15 protein-coding genes and 1 pseudogene are annotated in these 17049 nt (G+C 26.8%); 3 read left to right on the top strand and 13 right to left on the bottom strand.

All coding sequences use genetic code 11. The features are described from left to right. Nucleotides 1-19 precede the first annotated feature (19 nt). On the bottom strand, nucleotides 20-1276 hold the full coding sequence (locus ABHC41_RS04185) for an oleate hydratase (protein WP_347553579.1): 1257 nt from the start codon (nucleotides 1274-1276) through the stop codon (nucleotides 20-22). Nucleotides 1277-1302: 26 nt separating this feature from the next. Between ABHC41_RS04185 and ABHC41_RS04180 the strand changes: the two genes are divergently transcribed. Next, on the top strand, nucleotides 1303-1530 hold the full coding sequence (locus tag ABHC41_RS04180; protein ID WP_271893537.1) for a DUF2922 domain-containing protein: 228 nt from the start codon (nucleotides 1303-1305) through the stop codon (nucleotides 1528-1530). 165 nt (nucleotides 1531-1695) lie between these two features. Here ABHC41_RS04180 and ABHC41_RS04175 read toward each other — a convergent pair. The 11 genes and pseudogenes from ABHC41_RS04175 to ABHC41_RS04125 form a co-directional block, all read right to left on the bottom strand. Then, a pseudogene (locus ABHC41_RS04175) lies at nucleotides 1696-2214 on the bottom strand (DUF3189 family protein). A 567-nt stretch (nucleotides 2215-2781) separates the two neighbouring features. Next, entirely contained in the window at nucleotides 2782-7521 is a 4740-nt protein-coding gene (locus ABHC41_RS04170; protein WP_271893535.1) for an ATP-binding protein, read from the bottom strand. Continuing rightward, on the bottom strand, nucleotides 7505-8560 hold the full coding sequence (locus tag ABHC41_RS04165; RefSeq protein WP_271893533.1) for an MBL fold metallo-hydrolase: 1056 nt from the start codon (nucleotides 8558-8560) through the stop codon (nucleotides 7505-7507). The genes ABHC41_RS04170 and ABHC41_RS04165 overlap by 17 nt, the downstream gene beginning before the upstream one ends. A gap of 462 nt (nucleotides 8561-9022) precedes the next feature. Further along, nucleotides 9023-9157 carry a hypothetical protein gene (locus ABHC41_RS04160; protein ID WP_271893530.1) on the bottom strand — a complete coding sequence of 45 codons (135 nt, stop codon included), beginning with the start codon at nucleotides 9155-9157 and terminating at the stop codon, nucleotides 9023-9025. Beyond that, entirely contained in the window at nucleotides 9144-9278 is a 135-nt protein-coding gene (locus tag ABHC41_RS04155; RefSeq protein WP_271893527.1) for a hypothetical protein, read from the bottom strand. Before ABHC41_RS04155 ends, ABHC41_RS04160 begins: the two co-directional genes overlap by 14 nt. A 123-nt stretch (nucleotides 9279-9401) precedes the next feature. Further along, a complete protein-coding gene (locus ABHC41_RS04150) occupies nucleotides 9402-9545 on the bottom strand; it encodes a hypothetical protein (RefSeq protein ID WP_330678053.1) in 144 nt (47 codons plus the stop codon). Then, nucleotides 9545-9820 carry a nitroreductase family protein gene (locus ABHC41_RS04145; RefSeq protein WP_330678054.1) on the bottom strand — a complete coding sequence of 92 codons (276 nt, stop codon included), beginning with the start codon at nucleotides 9818-9820 and terminating at the stop codon, nucleotides 9545-9547. Before ABHC41_RS04145 ends, ABHC41_RS04150 begins: the two co-directional genes overlap by 1 nt. A gap of 27 nt (nucleotides 9821-9847) precedes the next feature. Then, nucleotides 9848-10066, bottom strand: coding sequence for a 4Fe-4S binding protein (locus ABHC41_RS04140; RefSeq protein ID WP_330678055.1), 219 nt, complete (start codon nucleotides 10064-10066; stop codon nucleotides 9848-9850). A gap of 510 nt (nucleotides 10067-10576) precedes the next feature. Next, entirely contained in the window at nucleotides 10577-12346 is a 1770-nt protein-coding gene (locus ABHC41_RS04135) for an oleate hydratase (protein ID WP_271893524.1), read from the bottom strand. 201 nt (nucleotides 12347-12547) lie between these two features. After that, complete coding sequence (locus ABHC41_RS04130; protein ID WP_271893522.1) at nucleotides 12548-13114, bottom strand: TetR/AcrR family transcriptional regulator; 567 nt, start codon at nucleotides 13112-13114, stop codon at nucleotides 12548-12550. A gap of 77 nt (nucleotides 13115-13191) precedes the next feature. Beyond that, nucleotides 13192-14205 (bottom strand): TDT family transporter, encoded by a 1014-nt coding sequence (locus ABHC41_RS04125; protein WP_271893519.1) that lies wholly within the window; start codon nucleotides 14203-14205, stop codon nucleotides 13192-13194. Nucleotides 14206-14559: 354 nt separating this feature from the next. Here ABHC41_RS04125 and ABHC41_RS04120 point away from each other — a divergent pair, with 354 nt between their 5' ends. Further along, nucleotides 14560-14727 (top strand): DUF2922 domain-containing protein, encoded by a 168-nt coding sequence (locus tag ABHC41_RS04120; RefSeq protein WP_271893564.1) that lies wholly within the window; start codon nucleotides 14560-14562, stop codon nucleotides 14725-14727. Nucleotides 14728-14792: 65 nt separating this feature from the next. On the opposite strand, the gene ABHC41_RS04115 is transcribed toward ABHC41_RS04120, so the two are convergent. Then, complete coding sequence (locus ABHC41_RS04115) at nucleotides 14793-14924, bottom strand: hypothetical protein (RefSeq protein WP_271893517.1); 132 nt, start codon at nucleotides 14922-14924, stop codon at nucleotides 14793-14795. Between the two features lie 236 nt (nucleotides 14925-15160). On the opposite strand from ABHC41_RS04115, the gene ABHC41_RS04110 reads away from it, so the two are divergent. Then, a complete protein-coding gene (locus ABHC41_RS04110) occupies nucleotides 15161-16900 on the top strand; it encodes an ABC-F family ATP-binding cassette domain-containing protein (RefSeq protein ID WP_271893516.1) in 1740 nt (579 codons plus the stop codon). Nucleotides 16901-17049 lie beyond the last annotated feature (149 nt).

Below are 17049 nucleotides of genomic sequence, written 5' to 3'. Positions count from 1 at the left end.
TTTACTAATCATAGTTAACTTATATTAAATTATATCTTTGTAATAATTCTTCAATTACAGTTCCTGAAATTTCTTTCTTAATTATATCTAATTTAATTTTATCTGATAATGGTAACTTAATATCTTTTAATTTTTTACCATCTAACATCTTAGAAGTTGAATCAAGTAACACCCTAATATCATAGCAAGAACCAAATACCTCAGGAACTCCACGGTCTACATCAAGTAGTGTATATACAGCCTCCATAGCAGTTCTTACAGAATACTCTGTTGTAAATATAGTATCACGAACAGTCTCTGCAAATTGACCAATAAATGCAAAGTTAACACATTTATCTGGTACTACTTTTGGTCTATCTCCAGCTGTTCTTGGCATAAAGAATGAAGTAATGTATGGCATCATGCAAGGAATACAATGAGCAGAATTTTTTGCCATCTCAGGAATTTCATCTACTGGAACTCCTAAATGATATAGCCATTCTTGAGTAATTTCATAACCTGTGCACTCTTTCATTGGTTTTTTTATGAAATCTCCATCTACATCAGTAAATAATCCATAAACCCATACAACAAGCTCATTATCTGGTTGAGCTTTAAAATGTGGTTGTCTATTTAAAGTATAACTCATTAGCCAAGACGAATCTTTAACTGTAACAATTCCTCCTGTAACAACTTTTCCACTAAATGGATTACGTTTACATACTTTTTCTATATATGGTGGAATTTTATTATCTAAAGTAGTTATAGTAGCAGATTCCCAATTAGTTTTATTTGTATTAGTACAGAATTTATCAGGTCTACCAAAAGAAGAATCTTGTGCTGCTATGTTTCTCCAAAGTCTCCAGCAACCACCTTCAGTAGTATTTAAAACTGGTGCATGATTATCATCACCTAAAGTTGAATTTTCTGTACAACTACCATTTGTAACAAATACTAAGTCATCTTCTACTAAATCAATAGTTTCTTCTTTTCCATCCTTAATGCAAACAATTTGTTTTGCCACTTTTTTATCTTCTGTTATTTCAAAAATCACATTGGTAACAGTTGTGTTATACTGAAAATGAACCCCATTAGACTCTAGGTATTTAATCATTGGTAAAATTAATGATTCATATTGATTATATTTTGTAAATTTTAAAGCTGAAAAATCAGGAAGTCCACCAATATGATGAATAAATCTTTGAATATATCGTCTCATTTCAAGGGCACTATGCCACTCTTCAAAAGCAAACATAGTTCTCCAATATAGCCAAAAGTTTGATTCATAGAATTTAATAAATTTATGTAAAAGGAGATATTTTAATGGAAACTACAAAGAGATTAGTAATTTCTTTTAAGAATACTTTGGGAAGAGTTGTTTCTATATCAGTTGATGATCTTAAAAAAGATGTAACTGAAGCTGAGATAAAAAAAGTTATGGACATGATAGTTAAGAAAAATATATTTGTTCCTAATGGAGCTGATATAGTAGAAATTGTTAAAGCTAAGAGAGTTGTGACAGATACTACTGATTTTGATTTAGTTGTGTAGTAGTATAGGGTTGGGTTGGATATGGTATTTAGAGTTGTTTCATTCGCATAAAGACCAAAGGGCGGTCTTTAAGTGTTTCTTCAACAATCTCTAAATCTCATGCCTTCGCTTTATTCTGTACTACTTTTTTTATGGAGATTATAAGTGTTAAATAGGAAGAGCTTATTAAAAATTATTTTTTCTTAAATTCATTGTTATCTTAATAATAACCCCTGATTTATCTTCCTTTGCTACCTTCTTTGTGTGATTTACAGGTTCTACAATGTCCTTGTATGATTGTTTTACTCCATTTACAAGCAAAAGTACTCCTATAAAATCAATTTTTAACCGTCTAGAAAATAATCCACCAAAGGTCATTTGTAATGGAACCGTTGGCGATGTATTGGAAAGTATAATTTTCTCATTTAATAGATTTTGTTTATGAATCATAGATGCTAAGTTATATAACCCTGGAATTAAAACCTTTGAACGTCCCCTTCCTACAGTATATACTTCATTTACATATTTATCGCTTCCATATTAAAAAATTTCTCTACAATTTCCATATACTAAATTATTAAAATTAGGCAAGTTCAATATTTAATCCTTAGTCGGTTCTCGAGTTGCATCCAGTATTTCTAAGTGATAAACACTTGATAGAACAGATGAGTGAGTTCCTCCATAACAATTATATATGTATATCATTAAAATCACCTAATTTCTTATTTGTTACTTTATTTTAATAATTGTAGTATATGCCTTAATCATTGAAATTAAGCAACATCTTAGGAAGTTTTCTCTAAGTTCTTCAATGCTTTTACAATTTTTTATAATAAAATAAATTTAAACTACAAAAAAGCCCTAGCATAAATTGCTAGAGCCATTCACTTTATATATTAACAAATTTCTTTATTAATTCCCTTTTATCTTAAACCATTTTAACGTATTTTTTAATTTTACTGGATTCCCATACATTAATGTAGCTATTCTGTATATCTTAGCCCCACCAATTCCTACTAATACTGCTAAATAATTGTTGATTCCAATTTTTAATCTATATAATCTCCTCTTATAAAAGAGTTGTTCTGTTTAATCTTTCAAAACAAATTCCATTAAGTAAATATAATTAAATACCTTTAAATATATTTATTACTATACTTAAAGATATTTTATCTTTTCAAATTTATTTTATAAAAAATGAAGTATGTCATGTATAAAATTTAATTTACTATATCAAAATATACAATTAAACATTTCTACCCTACTAAATAATTACCATGTTTTAGGTCCATCACAAAGTTTATACATTTCAAATGAACCTTCTGTAATAATCCAAACACAGTATCTATCATAGAAAAATTCTTTATACTTGTCCCTTACTTCAAGTGAAGGTTCTCTCAATACTTTAACCACCCAAAACATTTTGTAGCCCTTTTTGTTTAAAATCTCTCTCATTTTATTTGATTTAACATATAAAATATTTTGTTCATTATTATACTTTTTGCCTGTTATTGAGTTAAACATAACAAGGTTATCTGAAGTATCTTTATAATTAAAACCATCAGTTATATTAATATCTAATAATGTTCTCATTATTTTTGACGGAATAACACTCCAAAATTCTTCATCATTATTAGTTTTATACGTTATTTTACTAATAGTCTTATACACATCATATTCATTGTTAACTTCTTTAGTTTTATACTCTATTGTATGCTTAGTATATAATTCTTTTACCCAATCTATTAAAGTTACCGTTGCAGGATCCATGTATGTCCCTACATTAGGATGTGAATATTCTTCGTCATGCGTTTTTACAAAATATTGGATTAAATCCTCTCTTGAATTCTTTAATTGATTTTTAAAAATATCATAATCTTCTTCTTTTATAAGATAACTATTTATCCATAATATAGAATCACTATGTGTGTACCTCTCTGTTACTACCGTGAAATTATATATATTAGTCCAACTCCCTGTAAATTCAGCTGAAACCATTGTCATTGCCTTATCATCTGATATTAACCAAGTTTTAAAATCAGGATATTTTGCTTTATCAATCCAACTTTTAATATTATCTATATTATCATCTTTTAAATTTTCAATCATAGGTGCTAAATCATTTGGCATATATGGATAATTTCTATTTCTTATTTCATCTTCAGCTATTTCCTGTATATCTATAAAAGTATTACTTATGTCAACTAATACACTATAGTCATCTAATATGTACTTTTCTTTTCCATTATCACTATAACCATAATACGGTAACCTATCCGCTAAATATCCTTGTATTTCATGAATTGAACACCATGTATATTTTTCACCTGAAGTCATTACACTACTCATACTCCCATGTGTAGCTGGCCAATATTGTCTTGATATTGCAATATCAAATCCATATATTTCTTTATCATCTTCTTTCTCATAATATTTAAATTTTGTGCAATTCCATCCCATTTTCTCTATATAATTTACAGCTGCCGAAAGTGCAAACAAATGAGGCATGATAAATTTTTCATCTACTGTTTCACCATGAATTTTTAAAAATTCAATTACTTTACTTGAATAATCTGGTATTGAAATTTCTTTTTCTGTATCCTTATTTTTTTCGTGCTGTAGTAAACTTTGTTCTAAAAGAACCTCTATATCTTCATCAATCACATTATCGTCTGTAGTATTATAGCTTTCTTCAAATTCAGAATCCTCATATTTAATTTTTTCTATAAATTTAATCAATTCTGAATTTGATATTTTTTCCTCTTCAGTATATTCTCTATCAATTTCAAAAAAATTCTCATATGCTCTTTTTATTACATACCACGACAAATCACCAGTAATAGGGTCAAATGAATCGCTTTTTTCATCTACTACTTTTTTACTAAGCTCTATATCATTATAAATATCATATTTGTATGGTGGTCTTGCTAAAAATACCTTTTCTTCTTCTACTAAATTATATTTAAAAGCTTTTTCTACTACGATTCTTGCCGCGAACCTTATTACTACATTTCTGTTATGTTGTATTTTACTTTCTTCGAAAATATTACTTATAATCCAGTTAGCAAATTCTTTTAAATCCTCATTACATATCTTCATACTAGTAATAATGCCTAGTAAACAAATCATTATATCTTCTTTCATTTGAGGGTCATTAGTGACATATACCTTGTCCAATAATTTATAGAATTCCTTTGGTCTATATATTCCCCATTTTGTTAATTCATTTCTAGATTTCCTACGAATTCTATTATCCAAATTTGTTAACTGCCATGCATAAATTAATGGCAATCCATCAAATGTGTCTTCTATAGTTAATTCTAAACCTTTAGTTGAGCAGATACACTCTGACTCACCTTCCCATATTTCTCCACTATTATATTTAATTTTTTCTGGGCCCGACCAAATAATATCCCTTTCAGCTGGTGTTTTATAACTCATAAGAATACTATGAAGAAATTCAGTACCTAATGGATGATTAGGAATTCTAGCTATTTCGGATATCAAGTTATTTACTATCAATCTTAAATTTGTAGTGCTACTCTTAATAAGATTTTCAATAAAATCCTTGTACTTTTCTGCTATATCACTTGATACATTAGCAAGCGCAAAAGATTGTATTTTTATTAATTCTTCATTATCACAATAATCACTCCATATACCATTAGATCCAACCAAAACTTTTTTCTCTTCTAATAATATTAATGAGTACATCTGTTGTGCTCCTATCCTCTCATATAACACCTTAGGAAAACATTTATTTTCATTAACATCTATACTTCTTAATTTTATAGCTATTAAATAATCTACTAATGGTTGAATTTGTATTTCATAATTTATAACTGGATCTTCAAGCGGATCTTCAGATGTCAATGTCTTTCTCATATACAATAATCCATATTGCTCTAAATAATTTAATATTTTTGAAAATTCAACTTTTCTCAATTCACTTAATCTAACATCTTTACTTAATAAGTTAATCAATTTGTTATGCTCAATCATATATTCAGATTCTTTAATAAAATAATTTACTATGTTAATTAGAATATTTTTAATAATAAATTCTGCATCTGTCCATAAACTATTCAATTTCTTATTTATTTCCTTATCTATTCTTTCAATTTTTTCAGATAATAAATTACTAATTGTTAAAGATATTTTTTCAGTGCTGTTTATTTCCTTATGAGAGTATTTTTCACAAAATAGTTTTAATGCAAAAGGTGTTTTTAACGACCATTTTACTCTCTTTTTAATATTCTCACCTTCAAATCTAACATTATATTTTTCTATATAATCATCAAATATTTTATGGACATTTACATCTCCATCTATTGGAATATTTACTTTGTTTTTTATATTTATTTTTTTAAATGTATATGGTCTACTTGATATAATAAACCTTAAGCGTTTATATTTATTACATATTATATCAATTTCTCGTATTCTATCAATCCAATTTTCAGATTGTACAGCTTCATCTATACCATCTATACAAATTAATACCTTTCCTTGAAATTTGATTTCTCTATTCTCTAAATCTTTAATAGTATTTTTACCAATTTCACATCTGCTTGCAGTATCTTCAAGCGCATTCCAAATATCTTCTTCACTAAAACTACTTGATAGACCTAATGCCTCTAATAATATCTCCTTCCAAGACTTAGCATTTGAATATTGTTTAGCTTGTATTAAAATTGCTGGTAAATTACTATTTATTTGCTCATCTACAATATTGGCTAACGCATGAGTTTTACCAGTTCCTGGTTCACCTAAGAATATTACAAATTTTAATTTATTAATATGCAATATCTTTGATATCCCTTCCTCTATCTTAGCATCCCTCAATTTTTCTAATTCTTCTCTTAAAATTCTAGCATTTCTAAATTGATAGTTTTTATCTTCAATTGATTTAACTTCATTAATAAGAGTAAATAAATCAATTGTATTTTCCAAACTATTCTTGTAGTCTATTACACTATTATTTTCAATATGTAAAATAAGTTTATCTAAATTTTTTAATAATTCATTTAAATATTCACTAAATTCCTCTAACTTTTGTATTACCCCAGTAAATCTACTATCTGTAATGCTATATTTTATAGTATCTAAAGTTTGAATTATAATATTTTTATCCCTTATTAATAATGAAACCATATTAAATAAAACACTATTCTTCTGAGTTATATTATCTGTTACTCCCTGCATTTTTCCAACCGCATGTAAATCTGGAACATATCTATCTGCTAACCAACCTATTTTAGCTTTTTGAAATTCGCATTTTAATTTAGATAATGGTATATCTTTTTCGCTAAAATATTCATTAAATTCTATCAATTTAAACGAGTACTCATTAAGTAATTCATTATATCCTGATATATTATTTACTTTTATTCTCTGAAATAATTCCTCAAATTCATAAACAATTGAAACTAAATGAATCTTATTATTATAAAAAACAAATACTCCTCCACCTGAGCATCCACTTATATTATATAATGCTTCATCATAAACTGTAGTTTCTAACTTTGTTTTCGTTCCAATAATATTATTTTCAATAAACTGGCACATACCTACTGTAACTGCAACATTTTTTTCTCCTAAATTATATGGAGCTGGATATCCTCTAAAACAACATTCTATTGGAATACTATCTAAATCAAAAAATTCTATACTTTTAATGTTATCCAAACTCTTTACATTTGCTTTTCTTAAAATTATAATCGCTCTGTCATTCAAAGGGTTATCATCATAAATTATTAACTCTTGTTCACTTATCTCTATTTCCTTATATACATTATCTAATTTAACATATACTGTTATATTAATATCTTCTCTTTTATAATTTAGCTCTTTTCCTAATATACAATGTTTTGCTGTAAGAATATAAACATAGTCTTCATTATCCATCTGTAAAATAACTCCCGAACCATGTTCATATCTTTTTTCTTTATCTTCAATTTTAATTTTGCATACAATTGAATCTAAGATACTATTGTTATAAGCATAATTCATAATATGTCACACCTTTCTTTGGATATAAACATTCAAAGTTAAGATTTGGATCTTGATATTCATGTTTTTTAAATATATTTCTTAACTCCATGGTATCGTAATTAAATATAAATTCTACTTTTTGCTTTTTATCTCTTAATGGATGTCTTAAAATTCTAGCGAAAGTTTCTTTATGTGGAAATTTATCTCTATTAGTACCATTGGTACTAATAATAAATCTATTACATTCAATAAGGTTCAATAAATCATCACTTGTATTGCCTTTACTAGCATGATGTGAAAGTTTAACATAATCTAACTTTAATCTATTTTCTTTAGAGTATCCCATATTACTTAAATTTTTTGCTATCACATTTGGTGATGAGTCTGCTAAAAACAATATTTTCCTACTATTTTTATTATCATAATTTATCTCAAATATTAGTGCAATGCTTGATTTATTGTCATCATCTCCATCTTCTTCAAAGTTATTTAAATTAAATTCAGCTATCTCTTTATTCCAATCACACATATTAGTAGTAATTTTTTCACTAAGTATTGAATAGTCCTTATTCCATGATTTTAGAAACTTATCTAAATCTTCTATTCTTGGTCCAACAATTTGTATTTTAGCACCAAAAATTTTATAATTTTCAATTCCATATATTATCTTTTGGACATTCTGCTTTCCAGTTTGGATTAAGTATTTTTCTAATTCATACCCTTGATTAACACTAACTTTATTAGAAGTTTCAAAGTTAATCAATAATCTACCTCCATTAAACCAAAATCTATCTACAATATCATCTTGTCCATATTTTCTTATAAATTTAGTTATTCCTCCAATATGATCTTGATGCGTATGTGTTAAAATAAATAAATCAATCCTTTCATTCTTTGATTTAATATCAATAATTTCTTTATTTAAGGTTCTATCAAAAGTTCCACTATAACCACAATCAATAAATATATTATGAAATTTTTCATCATCTCCTTTGTATTTAAGACTAATACAATCTCCAGCCTTTACCTGAAATATTTTCAAAGAAATTTGTTCCATTTTAACTACTCCTCATACATTTTATCTATATATACTTATTTAATATAGTAACTTTTTAGTATTGATAATCCATAAACATTGGATTGTAAAGTCACTACAATTAACCTTAATTTTTACGATATAATAAACTCTATCCCCCCCCTTATTCTCTCAATAATCATTTATTTTATTTTTTCATAAATCCACGTATTAATCCATTAATATCCAATTCAATTGTACCATAATTAATTTTAAATTTTACATTATTCCCAGATTTGTTTCATTTAATTTAATGATAGTTTTATTTTCTACTCATTATTCTAAAAGTTTCTATATAAAAAGTTGAAAACATATTTTTTCTATATATTTATATATATAATAAAAACAACTGAAATAAATTCAGCTGTTCTTTTAAGACTTAATATATCTAATTGTTAATTATTTTTTTCTCCACAGATACAATTCTACCTTTTACTCTATCAATTATATATTTAAGGTTACAATAACTTTCATTTCCTCACCTTTTTTAGTATCAGCCTTACTAATGTGTTGTACTCCAATAAATATAAGATTCATTAGCTCTGTTAAGTTTTTCCATTCTGATTCAATTAAAATCACTTTCTAATAGAGTAAGTAAAATCAACTGCCTTGTTTCATCGCCCATAGTAGAAATTGCCTTACGATATATTTTAAATTTTGATGTTATTTCTTTTAATCTTTTTTCACATTCTTTTTCCATAAACTTCTCCTCACACTTATAATTATCTTACATTAGCTGACTCTTTTTGTGCAGTGCGTCTGTATTTCACATCTGGATATTTAAAAACTAGCGTTGTAACCACATAATCATTGTTTTTTATATTTAAAGATTTTTTAATTTTGCTGAATAGTTTACTACAGTTGTAAAAAATCCACTATAAAGTACCCCTAGTCCATAAGGCTCTGCCATTAGTGCCATATTTGATGCTGCAAGTGACCCACTAACCTTATCTTTAGTTGCTACCATTATTGCAATAGATACCTGTTTGAAAAAAAGTTATCATCAATTGTAACTTTTTTTGCGCTTTTCATAAAAATGTTTACAATTGGTTTTATTCTTCTAAAAAATTTCCCTGCAATTTTTTCATACTTATCTTTATTCTTATCTAAAACAATGTATGATACATCTTGTGAATTTTTAGCACTAGGTGTAAATCTACCTACCTCAATAATTTGATGTATAATTTCTAAAGGCACTTTTTTTTTTAATTTACGAATAGTTCTTCTTGATTTAATTGCCATTAATAACTCATTTGAATCTAAAATAGGTTATTTTAAAAGTTCTATTGGTGGTTCATCAAATCCTGTCAGTGCAATAGCTTCTTTTGGACATATTACTGCACAATGACCACACTTTATACAATCTTGATTTTTTATTGCTGATTTTTTATCTTTAATAATTATATTATTTACTCGGCAATCATTTTTGCAAAGGCCACACCCTATGCAAAGATCTTTATTAACTTCAATTATGTGTTGTTCTTTCATAATATATTCATCTGCCTTTAGTTTATTTGTTTAAACTATTATAACATTTAAATATTTTAAATTTTCATTGGAAAGAATTTGTTTACCATTAAATTAAGTCCAAAGAAAAAAGCACTCCATCCTGTAAGATTAGTGCTAATTTTTATTGACTTATTTTTATTATTATATTAGATTTCAGTTAAGCTATAATCTATTACTTATGATATGCTTCACTACTATTCAATCTAAATAATTAACTTATAATATATGATAATTATCAGCTTTATTTTTAACTTTAGGAAGAGTTGTCTATATATCAGTTGATGATCTTAAGGAGTATATAAATGAAGCTGAGATAATTGTAACAGATACTACTGAATTTGATTTAGTTGTGACTTAGTTAAAGGCTTTAGATTAGCTTAAAATTATATGTTTTTTCGCTAATCCAAATCCCTTACTATATCCACTTTTTTATATAAAATAAATCATTTTCATTATAAATTTAATATAAATTTACTAATCATAGTTAACTTATATTAAATTATATCTTTGTAATAATTCTTCAATTACAGTTCCTGAAATTTCTTTCTTAATTATATCTAATTTAATTTTATCTAATAATGGTAACTTAATATCTTTTAATTTTTTACCATCTAACATCTTAGAAGTTGAATCAAGTAACACCCTAATATCATAGCAAGAACCAAATACCTCAGGAACTCCACGGTCAACATCAAGTAGTGTATATACAGCCTCCATAGCAGTTCTTACAGAATACTCTGTTGTAAATATAGTATCACGAACAGTCTCTGCAAATTGACCAATAAATGCAAAGTTAACACATTTATCTGGTACTACTTTTGGTCTATCTCCAGCTGTTCTTGGCATAAAGAATGAAGTAATGTATGGCATCATGCAAGGAATACAATGAGCAGAATTTTTTGCCATCTCAGGAATTTCATCTACTGGAACTCCTAAATGATATAGCCATTCTTGAGTAATTTCATAACCTGTGCACTCTTTCATTGGTTTTTTTATGAAATCTCCATCTACATCAGTAAATAATCCATAAACCCATACAACAAGCTCATTATCTGGTTGAGCTTTAAAATGTGGTTGTCTATTTAAAGTATAACTCATTAGCCAAGACGAATCTTTAACTGTAACAATTCCTCCTGTAACAACTTTTCCACTAAATGGATTACGTTTACATACTTTTTCTATATATGGTGGAATTTTATTATCTAAAGTAGTTATAGTAGCAGATTCCCAATTAGTTTTATTTGTATTAGTACAGAATTTATCAGGTCTACCAAAAGAAGAATCTTGTGCTGCTATGTTTCTCCAAAGTCTCCAGCAACCTCCTTCAGTAGTATTTAAAACTGGTGCATGATCATCATCACCTAAAGATGAATTTTCTGTACAGCTACCATTTGTAACAAATACTAAGTCATCTTCTACTAAATCAATAGTTTCTTCTTTTCCATCCTTAATACAGATTATTTGTTTTGCTACTTTTTTATCTTTTGTTATTTCAAATTTTACATTGGTAACAGTTGTATTATATTGAAAATCAACTCCATTAGATTCTAGGTATTTAATCATTGGTAAAATTAATGATTCATATTGATTATATTTTGTAAATTTTAAAGCTGAAAAATCAGGAAGTCCACCAATATGATGAATAAATCTTTGAATATATCTTCTCATTTCAAGAGCACTATGCCACTCTTCAAAGGCAAACATAGTTCTCCAGTATAGCCAAAAGTTTGATTCATAGAATTCTTTTGTAAATACATCGTCAATTGTTTTATCATATAAGTCTTCTTCTTTTGCCATAAATAATTTTATTATTTCCATAGATGCTTTTTCTGTTAATCCAAATTTTCCATCTGTGTTAGCATCTTCTCCACGGTTAACTGTTGCCCTCATTAAAGAATAATTTGGGTCTTTTTTATTTAACCAATAAAATTCATCTAGTACAGAAACTCCTTCAGTTTCTATTGAAGGTATTGATCTAAATAAATCCCATAAGCATTCAAAGTGATTTTCCATTTCACGACCACCACGAATAATAAATCCCTTCTCGGGATCATTAATTCCATCGCAAGCTCCACCTGCTATATCCATTTCTTCTAAGATATGAATATGTTCACCTTTCATTTGTCCATCACGAACTAAAAAACATGCAGCAGCTAAAGATGCCAAACCAGCTCCAACTAAATATGCTGATTTTCTATCCACACCTTCTGGTTTTTGTGGACGTGCAAATGCTTCGTAATTCCCATTACTATAATACATATAAATCATCCCCTATACTTTAAAGCTTATTTATTATAAAAGCTTTAGTAATTTATTTATTAATATCATACTCCCATTTAAGATTTTATTATATAGACAATATTAAGGCTTTGTAAAAATTTTAAACATAACTATAAATCTGTAAAAAAACTAGACAAATAATAATATTTGTCTAGTTTATATTTTCTATTTATTTTTATACTAATCCCATTTGTCTGTTCTATATCTCTCTAAAGCCTCTTCTATATTTCCACAAATCAATGTATTTAATCTCTTAATAATATCTTTAGGGTTTTCTTTCATTCCTTTTTTAATCCATTCAAGCACAAGGCCTACAAATGCATACTTATAAAAATCTGCAATAAATTCTTTATCTTTTTCTCTAACTGCCATATCTTTTGCCTTTTCTTCTACTACTCCCATAAGAAGTAATTGTACTTCATTATATAAGTAACGTTCTAGATGTTCTCTACTTACAGAGTTGAATGTATTTAATACAAAAGATTTATTATCTAGTATGTAGTTAAATATATATTCAAATCCCTGTTGCCAAGTATCGTATGTCTTTTTCCCATCTAAAGCTCTTGTTGCTTCATATGTGTAAACCCAATCTAGTAAATCGTAAATGTCCTTGAAATGATAATAAAATGTCTGCCTATTTACTCCACAATCTTCTGTTATATCTATTACTTTTATTTTTTCCAAGGGTTTTTGGGCTAACATTTTTTTCAAAGATGCAGCAAATGATTTTTTAGTCATTTGAGACATATATATCCCTCCATTATTTTAAACTTGTAAAATTCCTATTTATATATCCTTTTTATCAAATATTTCTTAAACTTTTATTATTTTTCATTAGAATATATAGTTCCACCAATTAATTCTTCTTCTTTTTCTAAATAATCTCCAAATTTTGGATTTATTGCTTTGAAAAATAGATTTATAAAATTTAATAATACAAAGAATACTACATATGTTGCTATAAATATTTCTATATTTCCTAATAATTCAAATACATTTCCTATTATTTTATAACCTATTGCTCCAAAATATGTTGATAATTTAAAAGCTGCTAATGTTGCAATTGCTAATGGGAATGTAAATGCTGCATATGTTGGTTTAAATCCTTCTTTGAAAAGTTTTAGTATATATCCGTAAACAACTACTAAAAGTATTAATCCTGTTATTATTAACCAAGTTAGCATATATATATTTGGATTTGGATCTATAGTTAATATCCCAACTACTCCAAGTGGAGCTGGTGAGCAAATTATACCAACAGTAGGTAATTTTTTATCATCTAGTATCTCACTTTTAAATACTATATAAAGAACCAATGGTAATAGTAATGTGTAAAATATAAATCCAAACATAAGCATAAAGTTTGCTATTGGTGGAATTATTCCTCCCATTCCTTTACTTGCCACACTTCCTGTTATCATACCTGTATATATGATAAAACAAGTTGGCATTATATTATTAAAGTTCTTTTCTTTAATTCTTATTATTGTGTAATATACTACAATAGCATAATGATATACTACTGCGCCTAACCATAAAGCACTGCATACAGTTGGAAATTGTGGATAGAAAAATCCAGAAACTAACCAAGCTACCATACCCATAGTTGGATAAAATGTTCCTATAACCGGATCTCTTAATTCTTTTAACATTACTTTTGGAAATCTTATAACTCTCATTAGCATTAATGAAAGCATTATTATTGCTATAGTTATTGCAATTGGTTTTAAATAACCGATATCTTTAATTAACCAACAATTACTAAGTGTTATAAATGCCAAACATGTGCCACTTATTCCTATGTGTAAATTTTCAAGCTTATCTAAATATCTGTTCATACTAACCACCCTCTAATTTGTTATTGATGTATTTTAATATTTATTTAAATATTCTTTATAATTTCTCAAAGTATAAAGTAAAATTCTTCCATACTCCTTAATTTAATTAATTCCCTCTATAAATCACTTTAAAACAGTTCATATTTCAAATACTTTCTTTGAAGGCTTAAATATTTTCGATATTACAAGAGCTATCTTATCTTTGTAAGTTCACGATGAACTTAAGATAAATAAGCAAGATAATACTATCTTAAATTAGTTATCTAATAAATTTATGTACAAGGAGGTATGTTAATGTAAACTACAAAGAGATTAGTAATGTCTTTTAAGAATACTTTTTGAAGAGTTCTTTTTATATCAGTTGATTATCCTAGAGAAGGTGTAGATGAAGCTGAAATAAAAAAAGTTATGGACATGATAGTTGAGAAAAATATATTTGCTTCTAATGTGAATGATATAGTGGAAAATGTTGAAGCTAAGATAATTGTAATAGATACTACTGAGTTTTATTTAGTTGTGTAGTAGTTTAAGAATTGGCTTCTGTATAGAATTTAGACAAAGGTCAAAGAGCGGCCTTTAAGTGTTTCTTAAACAAATCTTTCTCTTCTAGAATCTTCGCTTTTTTTATTACTCATCCAATCATGAATTGCAAAAAGTAATACAATACACTTGCTAAAAACAAATATATTGTTATAATTTAAATCTATACTATGTAACATTCACCTTGGATTTACTTTGAAAAAATCCAATTTTAAATAATTGAAATTATCCTTAAAAAGTGTTATGCTATCAAAAGAAATCAAAAAATGTCGTTACTATATATAATTGATTATATATTAAAGAGCTTATTTTTATAGGCTCTTTTTATATCTTATTAAAAAGCAGACCTTTAGGTCATTAGCGACATATCGCTTAATCAAAGCGAATTTTTTTAATGATAAAGAGAGGTAATTATATGATAAAAATTGACAACTTGTCCTACTCACTTCCGCAAAAAGATCTATATAATAATGTTTCATTTACATTAGAAGATGGTCAACATTGTGCTTTTATAGGAGCAAGTGGTAGCGGAAAAAGTACACTTATAGATATAATAATGGATCCAGAAAAATATATATTTGATGGTAAGTTAGAAATGAATCCAAATTTAAGAATTGGGTATGTAAGTCAGTTCTCACAACTAGACAAAATAAAAGAAACTACAGTTTTCGAATATATAGCACAAGAGTTTATCAAGCTACAAGATGAAATATCATCTATTTGCAGTGAAATGGAAACATCTTCTGATATTGATGCTTTACTAGAAAAATACCAAGAAGCTTTAGATGCATTTGATGCAATTGATGGTGACGATTATGAAAGTAATATTAATAAGAAACTAAATCTTGCAAATTTAACTAAGCATAAAGATAAAATGATATCTGAACTTAGTGGTGGAGAATTTAAACTTATTCAAGTTATTAAGGAAATGCTTAATAACCCAGATTTAATGATTATAGATGAGCCAGATGTGTTCTTAGATTTTGAGAATCTTAACGCTCTTAAAAATTTAATTAATTCTCATAAGAAAACAATTTTAGTTATTACACACAACAGATATTTATTAAATCATTGTTTTAATAAAATTATCCATCTTGAGAATACAGAACTACAAGAATTTGATGGTAGATATGTTGATTACAACTTATCTCTTCTTCAAACTAAAATCGAGTTACAAGAAATGGCTATTGCTGATGAAGAAGAAATTGCGAGAAATGAAGCTTTAATCGAAATATTAAGAGAAAAAGCAACCTATAATACTGAAGCTTCTAGAGGTAGAGCTCTAAAAGCTAGAGTTAAAATCCAAGAAAGATTAGAAGCCAAAAAAATTAAAGCACCATTTGTAGATATTAAACAACCGTATATCAATTTAGATACAAATAATGAAATTGAAGAAACTATTGCTTTAAAGGCTAGTGATTTTTCTATATCATTTGATGAAGTTCTTTTAGAAAATGTTAACTTTGAGATAAAATCTACTGATAAAGTAGCTATTGTTGGTACAAACGGTGTAGGAAAAACTACTTTATTAAAAGAAATATTTAAAAATAATAATAAATCTATTAAAATAAATGAAAACATTAAGCTAGCTTATTTATCTCAAATGCAAAGTGAAGTAGTAAATGAGTCTAATACAATACTTCAAGAGTTCTATGATGTTGGATTTGAGACTTATGGTGAAATTAGAAGATATGTTTCAAGATATGGTTTTGATTCAGATATACTTACACAAAAGATTGAATCTTTATCTGGTGGAGAAAAAAATATACTTCAATTAGCGAAGGTTTCTGCTAGTAAAGCAAATATGTTACTAATGGATGAACCTACAAGCCACTTAGATATTTATTCTCAAATGGCTCTAGAAAAAGCCATAGCAAATTATAAAGGTGCTATTTTAATGGTTTCTCATGATTATCATTTTATAGTTAACTGTGCGGATTATGTTTTACTTATTGAAGATAAGACAATTAGAAAAATGAGCATGCGTAAATTTAGAAAGATGATTTATGCTAATCATTTTGACAAAGACTATCTGCAAATTGAAGAAAAGAAAAAATCAGTTGAAATGGAAATAGCTTCTGCTTTAAAGGATACTGATTTTGAACGTGCAAAAACTTTATCTAAAAAGTTAGAAGATTTAATTAAATCATTTTAAATAATAATCCCTTTATAATTGACAAATTTGTCAATTTTAAGGGGTTATTTTTATCTCATAAATCAAAATCTATAGTTCACTAAATTATACAAGTCATAACTCCGTTATTTATGATACAGTTTACTACTATTTATTCTAAATAACTAGGT

Source organism: Romboutsia sp. 1001216sp1, assembly GCF_039841805.1.
GTDB classification, from domain to species: domain Bacteria; phylum Bacillota; class Clostridia; order Peptostreptococcales; family Peptostreptococcaceae; genus Romboutsia_C; species Romboutsia_C hominis.
The sequence above is the reverse complement of the archived record's forward strand: the minus strand, read 5'-3'. Positions and strand labels throughout refer to the sequence as shown.

Excerpts from the sequence above, each read along its gene's own strand:
- ABHC41_RS04180 (WP_271893537.1), top strand. The coding sequence starts at position 1,303 with ATGGAAACTACAAAGAGATTAGTAATTTCTTTTAAGAATACTTTGGGA.
- ABHC41_RS04170 (WP_271893535.1), bottom strand. The coding sequence starts at position 7,521 with ATGAATTATGCTTATAACAATAGTATCTTAGATTCAATTGTATGCAAA.
- ABHC41_RS04165 (WP_271893533.1), bottom strand. The coding sequence starts at position 8,560 with ATGGAACAAATTTCTTTGAAAATATTTCAGGTAAAGGCTGGAGATTGT.
- ABHC41_RS04155 (WP_271893527.1), bottom strand. The coding sequence starts at position 9,278 with ATGGAAAAAGAATGTGAAAAAAGATTAAAAGAAATAACATCAAAATTT.
- ABHC41_RS04150 (WP_330678053.1), bottom strand. The coding sequence starts at position 9,545 with ATGGTAGCAACTAAAGATAAGGTTAGTGGGTCACTTGCAGCATCAAAT.
- ABHC41_RS04145 (WP_330678054.1), bottom strand. The coding sequence starts at position 9,820 with ATGGCAATTAAATCAAGAAGAACTATTCGTAAATTAAAAAAAAAAGTG.
- ABHC41_RS04140 (WP_330678055.1), bottom strand. The coding sequence starts at position 10,066 with ATGAAAGAACAACACATAATTGAAGTTAATAAAGATCTTTGCATAGGG.
- ABHC41_RS04135 (WP_271893524.1), bottom strand. The coding sequence starts at position 12,346 with ATGTATTATAGTAATGGGAATTACGAAGCATTTGCACGTCCACAAAAA.
- ABHC41_RS04130 (WP_271893522.1), bottom strand. The coding sequence starts at position 13,114 with ATGTCTCAAATGACTAAAAAATCATTTGCTGCATCTTTGAAAAAAATG.
- ABHC41_RS04125 (WP_271893519.1), bottom strand. The coding sequence starts at position 14,205 with ATGAACAGATATTTAGATAAGCTTGAAAATTTACACATAGGAATAAGT.
- ABHC41_RS04115 (WP_271893517.1), bottom strand. The coding sequence starts at position 14,924 with ATGTTACATAGTATAGATTTAAATTATAACAATATATTTGTTTTTAGC.
- ABHC41_RS04110 (WP_271893516.1), top strand. The coding sequence starts at position 15,161 with ATGATAAAAATTGACAACTTGTCCTACTCACTTCCGCAAAAAGATCTA.